This is a genomic window from Eikenella sp. (assembly GCF_057315495.1).
The window spans coordinates 1-14,463 of the sequence record NZ_DBHKXY010000063.1; the positions used below are offsets into that span (position 1 = coordinate 1).

Consider the following 14,463-nt stretch of genomic DNA (forward strand, 5'->3'; position numbering starts at 1 on the left):
ATTGGTTATCTGCATTTTCGTAGCCTAGCATAACTGCTAATCTACGTCAGCCCCTTAAATATTTCCAAAAATTCTGCATCAATGGGAAGTAATATGCATCGTAATACAGCCAGACTTTTGGAGGGGAGTAAAGGAGCAGCTAATAAATTATCAGGTGCTGCAAACAGTTATTTTGGCGGGGCAAATAAGGCTACTGGAACCCAACTAGCTGCCGTAGGGATTCTGTATAGTATTTTATATTTACATCTAAATACCATTCCTGCTAATCAAGGGCAGGGGTCTCATGAAGGAGGATAAAAACAAAATCGGTCAGCAAAAGCAACTACTACACAACCCCAGCAGGTTATAGCTGCTGCAGGCGCGCCTATGCCACCTGATCTGAATAATGGTAATCGTCATAATAGATCAAATAATATCAAGGAAAAGCATAGAGCATATGTTGAAAGGGCTGCTAATGACATGCGAGCGAATAGTTCTCAATTTGAAAGCGGGACTACTAGGAATTCGTCTACTCAGATTTTTGCCAATATATCACAAGAAGAAGTTATGATTAATCTAGAAAGAAATGGTTTTTCACGTCATGTAACTAGTCAGCCAAATGTTTACTATTTAAAAAAAGGGAGTGTTAGATACAATATTAAATAGGAGATAATTTCTATGAATAAATTTAGTGAAATTATGACTAAAAATGAATTTAGATTTCCAGATTTCTTTTTCTTCAATAAAGAGTTAAAGTATAATAAATTTTTATTTTTTGATTTTCCATTATTTAGCAATAAAGAATTTGCAAATGAGTTTAGCAATATTCTAATTTTAAATAATTATTTAGAATTAGATATTTTTACTTCAGTCAGTGATAGTCCTGTGGTCAATGTGGATGTAGTAAATAATAATTTAACAGATATAGGTAAAATAATATACGAGAAAGAAATTAATTTCACAGGAGTTGTAATAACACCGCATAATCTTAGTTGGTGTGCAGCACAATATTACCCTGTTGACTGGGGTGTATTTGCATTTAATACTCATAATAAAAAAGCGAAATCGCTATTTGATTCTTTAGATAAAGATTGGTTTGTAACAATCTATCAGCTACAAAAATCATTAAATGATAAATCTTCTCCCTTGTATGAAGAATTTGGAAAGAAAGGTATAGAGGTAATATTAAATAACTATGCATAAGGGTTTGTTATTTTAGGCTGTGTTTTAACACTCCGTTGATAAGAAATAATAAGGGGTTGTCCTAGATAACTAGGTTAAACTATCTTTTACCATTTGTTTTAACATAGCAATTTGAGATTTCCTTGTTGTTAAATCACTATTCGTACTCTTTCAAATACAGCTTGAAATACTTTTTCGGAATGCCGTTGGATTTACGCAAATGACGTTTGGCCTGACTCCAGAAGTTCTCAATCCCGTTAATGTGGTTTTGCCTGTCTGCAAAACAGGTACGGTGATTGATGCGCAAGTGGTTAAACTCGCTAACATCCAATACATTGTAGGCACTGTGGCAATCAGTATAAACCACGCTGTCCGGCCTTACCTTTTCCTGGATAATCAGCAGCCGGCTAGGTGAACAAGGTAGGGTGTCATAAATAGTATTCTTTAAGCATTTAAGGCTACCTGAGATTTTCAGGTAGCCTTAAATGCTTGTGCATAAATAAAGAGCCGGGGAAACCGGCTCTTCTGTAATATAAACGAATTAACGTTTGGAGAACTGTTTGGCACGACGTGCTTTGCGCAGACCGAATTTCTTGCGTTCCACTTCACGGGCGTCGCGAGTAACGAAGCCAGCTTGAGACAGAGCAGATTTCAAACCTGCATCGTAGTCGATCAGAGCACGGGTGATGCCGTGACGAATAGCGCCGGATTGGCCGGTTTCACCGCCGCCGCATACGTTTACCATAATATCGAATGCTTCAGCATTTTCGGTCAGAACCAAAGGTTGACGCACCACCATGCGGCTGGTTTCACGGGCGAAAAATTCGTCAACGGGGCGACCGTTTACCACAATCTGACCAGAACCTTTTTGCAGGAACACACGGGCTACAGAACTCTTGCGACGGCCAGTGCCGTAGTAGTATTTACCGTTCATAAAATGGTGTCCTTAAATTTCCAATACTTTGGGTTGTTGGGCGGCATGCTGATGTTCGCTACCAGCGTACACTTTCAGCTTGCGAATCATGGCATAGCCCAAGGGGCCTTTGGGCAACATGCCTTTAACAGCTTGTTCCAGGGCGCGGCCGGGGAATTTGTCTTGCATTTCCCGGAAGGTGCGCTGGTAGATACCGCCGGGGAAGCCAGAGTGACGGTAGTAGATTTTGCCTTCATTTTTATCACCGGTAACACGCAGTTTGTCGGCATTAACTACAATGATGTAGTCGCCAGTGTCTACGTGCGGGGTGTATTCGGGCTTGTGTTTGCCACGCAAGCGACGGGCGACTTCGGTAGCCACGCGACCCAGAACTTTGTCTTGGGCATCAATGACATACCATTCGCGCTTCACCTCGTGCGGTTTGGCTGAGAAGGTTTTCATAGCAGGAAAATCCAAATTAATATAAGAAAACTTTAATTTTAAAGATTAAGCGGTTTACTGTCAATGTTTATCCTGAGCGGAAACGGAATTTATGGTGTAATCCCTATACTATTGTTGCAGCAAGGTGGATTAGGGCGGGATGCCGTATACCTAAAATAGGCTTTCGGTTTTGATTTCTGATTGTCTGTATGTGGTTAAGTGAGTGGGTGTGAACCTAATTTATTTCAATGTGTTGAGAGTTTTTATATTGGTATGGAGTGTGTGTAGGAAATGTTGGATATTGAAGCAGAGGCTACCTGAAAACGGTGTTGTTCTTTAGCTATCCCACAACATTTCCTGCATCAGCCGCATGCCCCATTGCCAGCCACCTAAGTGCTGGTTGAGGTGGCCGGGCTGCGGCGCTTGTAACAAGCGGGCTTGCCAGGAGGTGGCGGTATCGTTTGCCCAGTTAGCTGGGCACAGCGGATTTTCATCTTGCCCGATTACTAAAGCGGCTTTGCAGTTGGTGCGTGCGCGTTGCAGGGTGTGCCATTCATCATCTATACAGGCAGATTGCAGGGGGGAGACCAAAATCATGCCGCGGATGCGTTGCTGGTTGCGCATACTGTTTTGGAACTGCCAGGCCATGACGGCCGGTACGCCTGCGCCGTGTGCCACAATCATGGTCTGGCCGGGGATAAGCTGCCACGCCGTGTTGATTTTACGTTGCCAGTGGACAATGCCTTCGTCGGCAGCACAGGCTACCTGTTGCACGAGCGGGTAGCTGCGTGCCCAGATATCTATCCACATTTCTGGCTCGGCAGCATCGCGCACGAGGAGCAGGGTAAGGTCTTGAGCAACAGACATAGATGATAGGGTGGAGTAGGGGAAAAGCGCCATTGTAATGTATGGCTACTTTAAATAGGAGTGAGGCGAGCTGAATCCACGCTGTTATTTCTATTTGGGCTGTGTACTACCGCCTTTCAGGTAGCCTGCGGCACGATAGAAGCCGCCGAATGCCGGTGCTATAATCCGCCACTTCATATTACGCTGTTTCCATTAAAATGATTTCTCGGTGGAATCAGCGATTCCATTAAGCTAAAACAACAGGTTATTCATGCTTTCTAACTCCACCATCCTCGTAACCGGCGGCACCGGCTCGTTCGGCAACACCTTCGTGCCCATGACCCTGGCCAAATACAATCCCAAAAAAATCATCATCTTCTCCCGCGACGAAATGAAGCAGTGGGAAATGGCGAAAAAATTTCAGGGCGACAAACGCGTGCGCTTCTTCATCGGCGACGTGCGTGACAAAGACCGCCTTTACCGCGCGCTCGACGGCGTGGATTACGTCGTCCATGCCGCCGCCACCAAAATCGTCCCCACCGCCGAATACAACCCGTTCGAGTGCGTGAAAACCAACATCAACGGCGCAATGAACCTGATTGACGCCTGCATCGACAAAGGCGTGAAGCGCGTCGTCGCCCTGTCCACCGACAAAGCCAGCAGCCCCGTCAATTTATACGGCGCGACCAAGCTCGCCAGCGACAAACTCTTCGTGGCCGGCAACGCCTATTCCGGCGAACACGGCTGCCGCTTCGCCGTGGTGCGCTATGGCAACGTGATGGGCTCGCGCGGCTCGGTGATTCCGTTTTTCCTCACCCAGCGCGAACGCGGCACACTACCGATTACCGACCCGCGCATGACCCGCTTCATGATTTCGCTGGAACAGGGCGTGGAGCTCGTGTGGCACGCGTTTGACGACATGGTGGGCGGCGAAATTTATGTGAAAAAAATCCCGTCCATGAACATTTGCGATTTGGCTGCCGCCGTTGCACCCGAATGCGCGCAGGAAACCGTCGGCATCCGCCCCGGCGAAAAACTGCACGAGCAGATGATTGGCGCGGAAGACTCGTTCCACACCTACGAATATCCCGAACACTTCAAAATCCTGCCCGTCATCAACGGCTGGGACGAAACACCCGAGCGCATCAAAAACGGTGTGAAAGTGCCCGAAGGCTTCGTGTATGCCAGCGACAACAACGCGGAATGGATGACGCGCGAGGAATTACAGGCGTGGATTGAGGCGAACAAAGAGAAAATCGGCGCGATTTGAGTGCGGATATGAAAGTGCAGGCTGCTTTTTAACGGCTGCAAAACCCTAAAAAAGCAGCCTGCATCCTACCGGCCAAGACAGCGACGAATCCTGGCACATGTCTTCTACAACAAAGCAAAGAAGTAGGATGGCACTCGTTGCCCATACATTTTCAGTTTTCAAGTAGCCCGAAATCCATGCGCAACTTTACTTTCCTAGTTTTTCTCGCTCTTCTATTCCCCCTCCCCGCCCTTGCAGGCGGCGATGCTGCGGAAGCCTATATAACCGGCGTTTCCGGCAGCCAAGGCAGCTATCGGTTTGCCGTCCGTCAAACAGGGCGTACAATTCATGCGGACGGCTGCACGCAATACCGCGTCCGCATTATTCCACCCAAGCGCACTTTTTGGGATAAACTCAATATCGGCATCGGCGGGCTCGACCCCGGCCATCCTACCGCCGAACAAACCCAAGCTGCTGCCGCATTGCTGCAACGCCGTGCTGCCGAACAAAAGCCTCTGCAAATCGGCTATCTCGGCAGCGGGCTGGCCCCCGACCCGCAGCAAAAATGCCTGTATCACGGCACTGGCATGGCGGTTGAGGCAATCGATACGGTGATGGTGTACCAAGACGGGCGTGAACGGCTGTATCCGTATTTATCCAATCCCTAGATATTACAAATTTTCAGGTAGCCTCCAATCCTAAAAGGCTACCTGAAAACTCCAACAATCCAAGCAAAGGAGAAATCCCTAAAATGATCCCCTACGGCCGCCAAACCATTTCCGAAGCCGACATAGCTGCCGTTGTACGTGTGCTCCAATCCGACTTCCTCACCCAAGGCCCGCAAGTGCCTGCCTTTGAAGACAGCCTGAAGAATTACTGTGGCGCGCAGCATGCTGTGGCCGTAAACAGTGCCACTTCTGCCCTGCATCTCGCCTGTCTCGCTCTCGGCTTAGGCAAAGGCGACAGCCTGTGGACATCCCCCATCACCTTCACCGCTTCCGCCAACTGTGCCCGCTATTGCGGTGCCGATGTGGATTTTGTGGACATCGACCCGCACACCCTGAATATGTCTCCCGCCGCGCTGGAAGCCAAGCTGCAGGCGGCCAAAGTTTCAGGTAGCCTGCCCAAAATCGTGGTGCCGGTTCACTTTTCGGGCGAACCCTGCGATATGCGGGAAATCCACGCATTATCCAAAGAATACGGCTTCAAAATCATTGAAGACGCTTCCCACGCCGTCGGCGGCAGCTATCAGGGCGGCAAAGTCGGCAGCTGCCAATATAGCGACATCACCGTATTCAGTTTCCACCCCGTCAAAATCATCACCACCGCCGAAGGCGGCGCCGCCCTCACCAACAGCCAGGAGCTTGCGGCAAAACTTGCTCTGCTGCGCAGCCACGGCATCACCCGCAATCCTGAAGAAATGACTCAAGAGCCGGACGGCGCTTGGTATTACCAGCAAATCGACCTCGGCTACAACTACCGCATGACCGAGCTGCAAGCCGCGCTCGGCGTGAGCCAGATGACCCGCATCGACGAATTCGTCGCCCGCCGCCACGAGCTCGCCGCGCGCTACGACCGCCTGCTGGCCCGCCTGCCGCTCATCTTGCCGCAGCGCCATCCAGAAAGCCGCTCCGCCTTGCATCTCTATCCTGTGCAAGTGCGAGCCGACAGCGGCAAAACCCGCCGTCAAGTGTTCGACTTCCTGCGGCAAAACGGCATCGGTGCCAACGTGCACTACATCCCCGTCCACACTCAGCCTTATTACCGCCGACACTTCGGCTTCAAACCGGGCGACTTCCCTGCCGCCGAAGCCTACTACGCCGGCGCAATCAGCATTCCGCTGTATTTCGGGCTGACCGAAGCCGAACAGGATAAAGTAGTGGATGTGTTGGCGCGCGCTTTCGGCTAGTGCACACCAATACGGTAAAGGCTACCTGAAACCAGTTTTCAGGTAGCCTTTTAATAGCGCGGTATGCCGGCTAAATCGAATAATCGTCTTTCAATAAATGCTTATACGCGTGCAGATACGAGGCCGCCACAAACGCCGTGCCGCCGGCCACGTTACCTAGAAACACAGGAATCATATTGGCAAAAAACTGCCCCCACGACACATTCGCCCCCGCAAAAATGCCGGCCGGAATGATAAACATATTGGCCACAAAGTGTTGCAGCCCAATCAGCACAAAGGTCATCACCGGAAACCACATCGCCAAAATCCGCCCCGAAGTCTGCTTCGCGCCGAAATAAAACCAAATGCCCATGCACACCATCCAGTTGCAGGCAATGGCCGACACAAATGAGCGGCCAAAGCTCATGCCCACCTTGGCTTCGGCAATGGCAACGGTTTTCGCCGCCGCCACACCTTCGGTCAAGCCCACGAAATGCCCGAGGAAATATGCCATACACAAAGCCCCGGCCAAATTGCCCAAGCTCACGATCAGCCAGTTGCGCATCAGGTTGGCCACATTGATTCTTTTGCCAAACCAGCCCAGCCCCATCAGCATCATATTGCCCGTGGCCAGCTCGCCGCCGCCAATCAGAATACAAATCAGGCAGATCGGGAACACGGCCGCGCCCAGTAAGTTGGCCAGCCCCGACCATTCGGGCGGAATGCCGGTAACCACTTTTAAAAACGCCAAATAGCCGAAGCCCACGTAACCGCCGCCCAGAAAGCTCAAAATTGCCAGCGTTTTCAGGCTCGAGCCCGATTTGGCCTGAGCTTTCTGCAGAGAATCCTGCAAGATTTCATGGGGGTAGAAGTCGCGCAAATGTTCCGGTTTCACAAAATTCATGGCTTGTCCTTATCGGCAGTTCAACGTCGGCAAACTGTATCAAGCACACGGCATTTTGTGAAAGAATGATTACTTTTATGGAAATTGCTGCCGGTTATAAGCCGGTTGGGCGCAGAAGCAAGGGGTACGTTCAGGTAGCCTTCGGTGTTTCAGCCGTCAGTCAAACGCCTTCACCAGCGCAAACCGCGCCACAGAGCCGTTTTCTGTTGTCACTTCCTCCGCAAACATCGCCAGCGGGCGCACCCACACGCCGTAGTCGCCATAAAGCGCACGGTACACAGCCAGCGGCTCTTCCGTTTCGCTGTGCCGTGCCGTGTGCAGCAGTTCGTAGAGATTGCCTTTGTAGTGGCGATAGAGGCCGCGGGGCAGGGTGTGGGGCATGGCGTTTTCCTTGTAAAATGAAGCCCTGATTATAGCCTAAACCTGTTGGCTGCTTGCTTGGGTGTTCTGGTTTTAGTTGTGCCGCAACACGGCTTTTTTCGGAAACCTTATTTTCATTGTTCAGGTAGCCTGCAACGCCATTGATGATGTCTGATTTCTTCCTACTCGCTGCGCTGTGGTTTTCCGCTTTCACTTCCGCCACGCTGCTGCCCGGTACGTCTGAGGCCGCGTTTGCCGCCTTCTTATGGCAGCGCCCAGAAGCCGCGTGGGCGGCCTGGCTGGCGGCAGGCAGCGGCAACACCTTGGGCAGCCTCACTTCCTATTGGCTCGGCCGCCAACTGCCGGAGCGCGGCCAAAGCAAGCTGTCTCCCCGTGCCGTGAACCTGCTGCAGCGGTACGGCACATGGCTGCTGCTTTTGGCTTGGCTGCCCGTGGCTGGCGATGCTTTGCCCCTGGCTGCCGGCTGGCTGCGTTTGAACGCGTGGGCATGCACGGCAGTGCTGGCAGTGGGCAAGTTTGTCCGCTATGCTTTGATTTGGCAGGGGATGGGCTGGCTGTTGCAGGAGGCCTGAAGGCTACCTGAAAAACGCAAACACCTCCCATTCCGCATCCAATCCCTACCGCTCACTGCTTTGACACCGAGAAACCATGCTGCTGCTCAACCAAAAAGACATCGACGAAACCGAACTCCTCACCGCCGCCGAGCTCGACATCCGCAATATCGCTGCCAAAAACTGGCCGACCGTGCTGCGCGCCACACAGGTTCAAAGCCTGCACCTCTACCACATCACCGCGCCAGAGCTGCCCGATTTCGCCCCGCTGCGCGCCTTGCGGCACCTCTCGCTGGAATGGGGCGGCAAAATCACCGACTTATCGCCCGTTTTCCGCATCGAAGGATTGCAGACGCTCGTTCTCTTTCACTTTGCCAAACTGCGCCGGCTGGACGGCATCGGCAGCCTAAATGAGCTCACCACGCTGCACCTCTCCGGCAACCAAGGCTACGGCACCCCGCCCTTGCAGCTAGACAGCATCGCCCCCGTTGCCGAGCTGCCCGCCTTAACCGATTTCTCGCTCACTAATACCAAGCTGGCCGACGACGACATCCGCATCCTGGCGCAATGCCGCCATCTGCGGCGGCTGCGTATTTCCAATGATTTTGAAAAACAGCAGTTTGCCTATTTGGCCAAACACTTGAACCCACAGTTGGAAACGCCCATCCGCGCGTTTGAGCAACTCGGGGGCGAATGCAGCCGCTGCGGTGGCGCCTTGCAGTTGGCCATCGGTCGGCGCGGTAGATTTCTATGCCTAAGCTGCGATGCCAAACGTGTTGCCCGAATCGAAGCCGAATTTGCCGAACTGGTTGCCGCTGCCTAACCCATACAGCCTATTGTGTGGTATTAGAGCGAAGGCCACCATTTTCAGGTAGCCTCCCAAAGCTGCCTGAAATCCCTCCTGAAAGGAACACCAATGACTCTGCAACAAGTCCTCGAACGCCGCCGTTCCGTGCGCCACTACGGCGACTCTCCCATTGATGCCGATACCGTGCGCCAATGCCTGCGTCTCGCCCAGCTTGCCCCCAGCAGCTCCAATATGCAGCTTTATGAGTTCTACCACATCACCGATGCTGCTGTGTTGAAGCAGCTTGCCGAAGCCTGCCTCGGGCAGAAAGCCGCCGCCACCGCGCCGCAGATGGTGGTGTTCGTTACCCGCCAAGACCTGTACCGCAGCCGCGCCCAAACTGTGCTCGATTTTGAGCGCGGCAACATCCAACGCAACAGTCCGCCCGAAAAACAGGCCAAACGCATTCAGGCGGAAGAAGGCTACCGCAACAAGCTCATGCCCTTTGTTTATGCCCGCTGCTTCGGCCTGCTCGGCGCGTTTCGCAAAATGCTCTCATGGAGCATCGGCCTGTTCCGCCCGATGATGCGCGACGTGTCTGAAGCCGATATGCGTATCGTGGTGCACAAAAGCTGCGGCTTGGCGGCACAAACCTTTATGCTCGCTATGGCTGAAGCGGGCTACGACACCTGCCCGATGGAAGGGCTGGACAGCCGCCGCGTGAAACGCATTTTGAACCTGCCGCGCGGCGCTGAAATCAACATGGTTGTTTTCTGCGGCATCCGCAAGGAAGGCCACGGCATTTGGGGTGAGCGCTACCGCCTGCCGTTTGACGAGGTGTATCGGCATATTTGAAGTGCCGCACACAAATTTGAGGCTACCTGAAAAGTTTCAGGTAGCCTTTTTGATAAACGGGCGGATTTTATATTTGCCATGCCAAGCCCCGCCGAAACCCTTGTTGTACCCGCCACAATCCCTGCCTGCGCACATCGCAAACCGCTGCGGCGGCCTACCCAAATCAGCTATAATCCCCGCCTTAATAAACTGTATGCGCCACGCCTTCCCAAAGGCTGGCAGAAACCGCTACTCCATGACCCTTTGCATCATTCCTGCCCGTGGTGGCAGCAAACGCATTCCGCGCAAAAATATCAAGCCATTCAACGGCAAGCCGATGATTGCCTATTCCATCGAAGCGGCGCTGGATAGCGGCTGCTTTACCCGTGTGGTGGTGTCGACCGATGATGAAGAAATCGCCGCCGTGGCGCGGCAATATGGTGCGGAAACCCCGTTTGTGCGCCCGCCTGAGCTGGCGGATGATTTCGCCACCACCGGCACCGTGATGCGCCATGCCGTTGCCGCGCTGCTGGCGGAAAGTGAGCGCAGCGGATTGCTGCACGGCAAGAGCGGGCAGCCGGATTGTTCAGGTAGCCTCAAGCCAGCCTTGTCCGAAGTCTGCTGCCTGTATGCCACTGCTCCGTTTGTGCGCCCAACTGATTTACAGCGCGGGCTGGACACGCTGCGCCGAAGCGGCGGCGATTATGCCTTTTCGGTAACCGATTTCCCCTTTCCTATCCAGCGTGCCCTGCGGCTGGACGGGCAGGGCGGCGTGTCGATGTTTCAGCCGGAGAATTTTGCCGTGCGCTCGCAGGATTTGGAGCACGCTTGGCACGATGCGGGGCAGTTTTATTGGGGCAGTGCCGAGGCTTGGCTGGCGGGAAAACCGATTTTCAACAGCCGTTCTGCTGCCGTGAAATTGCCGCGCTATCGTGTGCAGGATATTGATACGCCGGAAGATTGGGCGCGTGCGGAAGTGATGTGGCGCGTGTTGCGGGAGCGGGGGGAGTGATGTTGCCGCATAGCAGTTTGCTGTACTAGTTTTCAGGTAGCCTGAATTAAGGAGACGATGATGTTTAGTAGAGAAAAACGGGTGGTGCAATATACTTTTGGCAGAAATCAGATTTGGATTTATCTACTTGCTTATGCATGGATTATCGTGATGTGGACCACCTTGCTGCGTTGGCTGAGTGATGGCGAGGCGGATGGCGTTCGTGCTTGGTTCTATCTAATTGTAGCCAGCGGTTTGCTGCTTGGTTTCCCAATTTTTGTTTGGAGGCGCATCAAAAGCGCTTATAAAATTTGTGCACTGCGTGATAGTAAGCAGCTGGTGTTGAATGTTTTTGTATGGCGCAAATTGTCGTGGCGGACGCAGTATGAGTTTGCTTATAGTGAAATTCAAAATATTTGTTTTTCTGGAGGATTTTCTGGAGAAGGGAAGGTGTGGCTGTTGTTGCGAAACGGTGGAAAAATCTTGCTCAAAAGTAGCCACGATCAGAGTCGTGCCAAAATCTTCGCGCGGCAGCTAGCGGAAAGGTCGGGCTTGCCGTTTGAATTGATAAAAGAAAACGGCTAGATATTTTCAGGTAGCCTGAAAGTTGTAGAACATGAAATTCCTCATCCGTGCAGACGCGTCCCTCCAAATCGGCAGCGGCCACATCATGCGCTGCCTCACGCTGGCGCACGAGCTTTCGCGGCGCGGCCATGAGGTGCGCTTTATCTGCCGTGCGCTGCCCGGCCATTTGGGCGAAACCATCGAGCGCGCCGGTTTCGGCTTAGTGTTGTTGCCCGTGCCGCCGCAGGCCGGAGGGCTACCTGAAAGCGAGCGCGGTGAACTTCTGCGCAGCAAAAGCGAAGCGCAGGCAGCAACGTGCGTTCAGCTAGCTCATGCCCATTGGCTGCCCGTATCGCAGGCGCAGGATGCCGCCGATTGCGTGCCGCCTATCCGCGCTTTTGCGCCGGATTGGATTATTTGCGACCACTACGCCTTATCCGCCGAGTGGGAACTGGCTGCCAAAGCCGCTGCAGGCAGCCGCCTGATGGCGATCGACGACTTGGCTGACCGCCCCCACGCCGCCGATTTGCTGCTGGATCAAAATCTCGGCCACACTCCCGCTGATTACGCCGGCCTGGTGCCGCCCGCCTGCCGTCTGCTCACTGGTACGCGCTACGCCCTGTTGCGCGAAGAGTTTGCACGGTGGCGCGAGGCGAGCCTGCAACGCCGTGCTGCCCAAGCCGAAACAGGCTACCTGAAGCATATTTTAGTGAACTTGGGCGGCGTGGATAAGGATAACCATACGTTGGCGGTGCTGCAGGCGCTTTCAGGTAGCCTGCCTGCTGTCTGCCGCGTTACCGTGGTGATGGGCAAAACCGCGCCGCACACCGCCACCGTGCAGGCTTTTGCCGATAGCATGCCGTATCCTTGCCGCGTGCTGGTGGGCGCCAACAATATGGCCGAACTGATGGCCGAAGCCGATTTGGCCATCGGCGCGGCGGGCAGCACTTCGTGGGAACGCTGCTGCCTGGGATTGCCCACCATGATGCTGGTGTTGGCGGAAAACCAACGCGGCATCGCAGAAACCTTGCAGCAGGCCGGAGTGGCGAGTGTGGCCAATATGGCGGATTTGCCTGCCAGCTTGGCCCGACTGCTGTCCGAAGCGCCTGCCCTGCGGGCAGAGCAAAGCCGCCGCGCCGCCGCGCTGTGCGATGGGCGCGGGGTGTTGCGGGCAGCCAATAATTTGGCTGATTTCGCGCCTGCTGTATTGCGCCCTGCGTCGCCTGCCGATTGCCGCCGCCTGTTTGAGTGGCGCAACCATCCCGAGATCCGACGCTTTATGTTTGATAGCGGGGAAATCGCTTGGGATGGGCATCAGGCATGGTTTGCCCGCCAGCTGGCCAACCCCGAGTTCACCATGCTGCTGTATGAAACCGGCGGCACGGCGCAGGGCTATGCCAGCTTTAAGCACTTGGGCGGCGGCCTCTGCGAATGGGGCTTCTACCTCGCGCCCGATTGCCCGCGCGGTCAAGGCCACGGCGGCACATTGGGGCAGCTGGCGTTACAATACGCTTTCTGCCGCCTGAATATGCGCGAAGTGTACGGCCAGGTGTTGCCGCATAACGCCGCCAGCCTGGCCATGCACCGCAAACTCGGTTTCTGCCCGACCGATAAGGCAGCCGGGCAGGATACGCAGCAGGCTTTGTCATTTGTGCTTCGTGCCGAAGATTTTTTGTATTAAACACTAAAACGGCAGCCTCCCCCATGAAGGCTACCTGAAACCGAAACCACCCATGAAACCCACATTCCAGATCAACGGCCGCCCCATCGGCGCTGCCCATTCGCCCTATATCATTGCCGAAATGTCGGCCAACCATAACGGCAGCCTGCAAACCGCCTTCAAAATCATAGAACAGGCCAAGGCTGCCGGTGCCGATGCCGTCAAAATCCAAACCTACACTGCCGACACCATTACTCTACGCAGCAACGCGCCCGAGTTCCAAATCAAAGGTGGCCTGTGGGACGGGCAAACGCTGCACGAGCTGTATCAAAAAGCGCATCTGCCTTGGGAATGGCACAAGCCGCTGTTCGATTTTGCCCGCGAGCAAGGCATCACCATTTTCAGCTCGCCGTTTGACTTTACGGCGGTGGATCTGCTGGAAAGCCTCGACACCCCGGCTTACAAAATCGCCTCGTTTGAAGCGGTGGATTTGCCGCTGATCCGCTATGTGGCACAAACCGGCAAGCCGATGATTGTGTCCACCGGCATGGCCGATGCCGAAGAAATCGCCGAAGCCGTGGCCGCCGCGCGCGAAGGCGGCTGCAAGGAATTGGTGCTGCTGCACTGCGTGAGCGGCTACCCCGCACCGGCGGCGGATTACAACCTGCGCACCCTGCCCGATATGGCGCAGCGCTTCGGCGTGCCGGTGGGTTTGTCCGACCACACGTTAGACAACACCACCGCCATTGCCGCCGTGGCGCTCGGTGCGTGCGTGATCGAAAAACACTTCACGCTAGACAGAAACGGCGGCGGCCCGGACGACAGTTTTTCTTTAGAGTCGCAGGATTTGGCCGAATTGTGCCGCAGCAGCCATACCGCCTGGCAGGCGCTGGGGCAGGCCGATTACGGCTTGAAATCGAGCGAGCAGGGCAATATCCAGTTCCGCCGTTCGCTGTATTTTGTGAAAGATATGCAAGCGGGCGACACCATCGGCGCCGACTGCATCCGCAGCGTGCGCCCCGGCTACGGGCTGGCGCCCAAGCATTACGACGCGCTCATCGGCAAACACCTGCGCCGCGATGTGGCGGCTAATACGGCAACCGATTGGGATTGTGTGGAAGAGTAGAAAAAGTTTCAGGTAGCCTCACGGCGGTGTTAGAGGCTACCTGAAAACATGAGTACCAACGAAGCTGGAAATTCGCTTTTTGTTGTGTTTGAAGCAGTTTGCCAAATTTCAGGTAGCCTTTCTCATTTATGCCTTGTTCACCTTTGCGCCTCATGCCGGCGCGGGCA

17 protein-coding genes and 1 pseudogene are annotated in these 14,463 nt (G+C 53.9%); 12 read left to right on the forward strand and 6 right to left on the reverse strand.

All coding sequences use genetic code 11. From position 1 onward, the window contains the following. Positions 1-366 precede the first annotated feature (366 nt). The gene (locus ACO6EE_RS10215) at positions 367-645 is read left to right on the forward strand and encodes a hypothetical protein (protein WP_485960907.1); all 279 of its coding nucleotides are present in this window, start codon (positions 367-369) and stop codon (positions 643-645) included. A 12-nt stretch (positions 646-657) separates the two neighbouring features. Next, positions 658-1,182, forward strand: a complete 525-nt coding sequence (locus ACO6EE_RS10220) for a hypothetical protein (RefSeq protein WP_485960908.1) — start codon at positions 658-660, stop codon at positions 1,180-1,182. Between the two features lie 69 nt (positions 1,183-1,251). On the opposite strand, the pseudogene ACO6EE_RS10225 reads toward ACO6EE_RS10220, so the two are convergent. From ACO6EE_RS10225 to ACO6EE_RS10240, 4 genes and pseudogenes are all read right to left on the reverse strand, one after another. Further along, positions 1,252-1,576 (reverse strand): annotated as a pseudogene (locus ACO6EE_RS10225) (transposase); the annotation flags it as partial. A 126-nt stretch (positions 1,577-1,702) separates the two neighbouring features. Further along, entirely contained in the window at positions 1,703-2,095 is a 393-nt protein-coding gene (gene rpsI, locus ACO6EE_RS10230) for a 30S ribosomal protein S9 (RefSeq protein WP_003822527.1), read from the reverse strand. A 12-nt stretch (positions 2,096-2,107) separates the two neighbouring features. Then, positions 2,108-2,536, reverse strand: a complete 429-nt coding sequence (rplM, locus tag ACO6EE_RS10235) for a 50S ribosomal protein L13 (RefSeq protein ID WP_023887079.1) — start codon at positions 2,534-2,536, stop codon at positions 2,108-2,110. 315 nt (positions 2,537-2,851) lie between these two features. Then, complete coding sequence (locus ACO6EE_RS10240; RefSeq protein ID WP_485960909.1) at positions 2,852-3,382, reverse strand: alpha/beta hydrolase; 531 nt, start codon at positions 3,380-3,382, stop codon at positions 2,852-2,854. Between the two features lie 250 nt (positions 3,383-3,632). On the opposite strand from ACO6EE_RS10240, the gene pseB reads away from it, so the two are divergent. The 3 genes from pseB to pseC all read left to right on the forward strand — a co-directional run bounded on the left by pseB (position 3,633) and on the right by pseC (position 6,519). Further along, complete coding sequence (gene pseB / locus ACO6EE_RS10245) at positions 3,633-4,631, forward strand: UDP-N-acetylglucosamine 4,6-dehydratase (inverting) (protein WP_485960910.1); 999 nt, start codon at positions 3,633-3,635, stop codon at positions 4,629-4,631. A 176-nt stretch (positions 4,632-4,807) separates the two neighbouring features. Next, positions 4,808-5,278, forward strand: coding sequence for a hypothetical protein (locus ACO6EE_RS10250; RefSeq protein ID WP_485960911.1), 471 nt, complete (start codon positions 4,808-4,810; stop codon positions 5,276-5,278). Positions 5,279-5,361: 83 nt separating this feature from the next. After that, complete coding sequence (gene pseC / locus ACO6EE_RS10255; RefSeq protein WP_485960912.1) at positions 5,362-6,519, forward strand: UDP-4-amino-4,6-dideoxy-N-acetyl-beta-L-altrosamine transaminase; 1,158 nt, start codon at positions 5,362-5,364, stop codon at positions 6,517-6,519. Between the two features lie 70 nt (positions 6,520-6,589). On the opposite strand, the gene ACO6EE_RS10260 is transcribed toward pseC, so the two are convergent. Both ACO6EE_RS10260 and ACO6EE_RS10265 read right to left on the reverse strand, forming a co-directional pair. Then, entirely contained in the window at positions 6,590-7,402 is an 813-nt protein-coding gene (locus tag ACO6EE_RS10260) for a formate/nitrite transporter family protein (RefSeq protein ID WP_064086905.1), read from the reverse strand. Between the two features lie 156 nt (positions 7,403-7,558). Further along, positions 7,559-7,783 carry a DUF1653 domain-containing protein gene (locus tag ACO6EE_RS10265; RefSeq protein ID WP_485960913.1) on the reverse strand — a complete coding sequence of 75 codons (225 nt, stop codon included), beginning with the start codon at positions 7,781-7,783 and terminating at the stop codon, positions 7,559-7,561. 146 nt (positions 7,784-7,929) lie between these two features. On the opposite strand from ACO6EE_RS10265, the gene ACO6EE_RS10270 reads away from it, so the two are divergent. The 7 genes from ACO6EE_RS10270 (at position 7,930) to pseI (ending at position 14,296) form a co-directional block, all read left to right on the forward strand. After that, positions 7,930-8,355, forward strand: a complete 426-nt coding sequence (locus tag ACO6EE_RS10270; protein WP_485960952.1) for a YqaA family protein — start codon at positions 7,930-7,932, stop codon at positions 8,353-8,355. 76 nt (positions 8,356-8,431) lie between these two features. After that, a complete protein-coding gene (locus ACO6EE_RS10275; RefSeq protein WP_485960914.1) occupies positions 8,432-9,157 on the forward strand; it encodes a leucine-rich repeat domain-containing protein in 726 nt (241 codons plus the stop codon). Between the two features lie 93 nt (positions 9,158-9,250). After that, positions 9,251-9,976: a nitroreductase family protein gene (locus ACO6EE_RS10280; protein ID WP_485960915.1), complete on the forward strand. Its 726-nt coding sequence runs from the start codon at positions 9,251-9,253 to the stop codon at positions 9,974-9,976. Positions 9,977-10,211: 235 nt separating this feature from the next. Next, on the forward strand, positions 10,212-10,967 hold the full coding sequence (locus ACO6EE_RS10285) for a pseudaminic acid cytidylyltransferase (protein ID WP_485960916.1): 756 nt from the start codon (positions 10,212-10,214) through the stop codon (positions 10,965-10,967). 57 nt (positions 10,968-11,024) lie between these two features. Then, the gene (locus ACO6EE_RS10290) at positions 11,025-11,531 is read left to right on the forward strand and encodes a hypothetical protein (RefSeq protein WP_485960917.1); all 507 of its coding nucleotides are present in this window, start codon (positions 11,025-11,027) and stop codon (positions 11,529-11,531) included. A gap of 31 nt (positions 11,532-11,562) precedes the next feature. Continuing rightward, a complete protein-coding gene (gene pseG / locus ACO6EE_RS10295; RefSeq protein WP_485960918.1) occupies positions 11,563-13,191 on the forward strand; it encodes a UDP-2,4-diacetamido-2,4,6-trideoxy-beta-L-altropyranose hydrolase in 1,629 nt (542 codons plus the stop codon). Between the two features lie 52 nt (positions 13,192-13,243). After that, the gene (gene pseI, locus ACO6EE_RS10300) at positions 13,244-14,296 is read left to right on the forward strand and encodes a pseudaminic acid synthase (RefSeq protein WP_485960919.1); all 1,053 of its coding nucleotides are present in this window, start codon (positions 13,244-13,246) and stop codon (positions 14,294-14,296) included. Positions 14,297-14,463 lie beyond the last annotated feature (167 nt).

Excerpts from the sequence above, each read along its gene's own strand:
- ACO6EE_RS10215 (WP_485960907.1), top strand. The coding sequence starts at position 367 with ATGCCACCTGATCTGAATAATGGTAATCGTCATAATAGATCAAATAAT.
- ACO6EE_RS10220 (WP_485960908.1), top strand. The coding sequence starts at position 658 with ATGAATAAATTTAGTGAAATTATGACTAAAAATGAATTTAGATTTCCA.
- rpsI (WP_003822527.1), bottom strand. The coding sequence starts at position 2,095 with ATGAACGGTAAATACTACTACGGCACTGGCCGTCGCAAGAGTTCTGTA.
- rplM (WP_023887079.1), bottom strand. The coding sequence starts at position 2,536 with ATGAAAACCTTCTCAGCCAAACCGCACGAGGTGAAGCGCGAATGGTAT.
- ACO6EE_RS10240 (WP_485960909.1), bottom strand. The coding sequence starts at position 3,382 with ATGTCTGTTGCTCAAGACCTTACCCTGCTCCTCGTGCGCGATGCTGCC.
- pseB (WP_485960910.1), top strand. The coding sequence starts at position 3,633 with ATGCTTTCTAACTCCACCATCCTCGTAACCGGCGGCACCGGCTCGTTC.
- ACO6EE_RS10250 (WP_485960911.1), top strand. The coding sequence starts at position 4,808 with ATGCGCAACTTTACTTTCCTAGTTTTTCTCGCTCTTCTATTCCCCCTC.
- pseC (WP_485960912.1), top strand. The coding sequence starts at position 5,362 with ATGATCCCCTACGGCCGCCAAACCATTTCCGAAGCCGACATAGCTGCC.
- ACO6EE_RS10260 (WP_064086905.1), bottom strand. The coding sequence starts at position 7,402 with ATGAATTTTGTGAAACCGGAACATTTGCGCGACTTCTACCCCCATGAA.
- ACO6EE_RS10265 (WP_485960913.1), bottom strand. The coding sequence starts at position 7,783 with ATGCCCCACACCCTGCCCCGCGGCCTCTATCGCCACTACAAAGGCAAT.
- ACO6EE_RS10270 (WP_485960952.1), top strand. The coding sequence starts at position 7,930 with ATGTCTGATTTCTTCCTACTCGCTGCGCTGTGGTTTTCCGCTTTCACT.
- ACO6EE_RS10275 (WP_485960914.1), top strand. The coding sequence starts at position 8,432 with ATGCTGCTGCTCAACCAAAAAGACATCGACGAAACCGAACTCCTCACC.
- ACO6EE_RS10280 (WP_485960915.1), top strand. The coding sequence starts at position 9,251 with ATGACTCTGCAACAAGTCCTCGAACGCCGCCGTTCCGTGCGCCACTAC.
- ACO6EE_RS10285 (WP_485960916.1), top strand. The coding sequence starts at position 10,212 with ATGACCCTTTGCATCATTCCTGCCCGTGGTGGCAGCAAACGCATTCCG.
- ACO6EE_RS10290 (WP_485960917.1), top strand. The coding sequence starts at position 11,025 with ATGATGTTTAGTAGAGAAAAACGGGTGGTGCAATATACTTTTGGCAGA.
- pseG (WP_485960918.1), top strand. The coding sequence starts at position 11,563 with ATGAAATTCCTCATCCGTGCAGACGCGTCCCTCCAAATCGGCAGCGGC.
- pseI (WP_485960919.1), top strand. The coding sequence starts at position 13,244 with ATGAAACCCACATTCCAGATCAACGGCCGCCCCATCGGCGCTGCCCAT.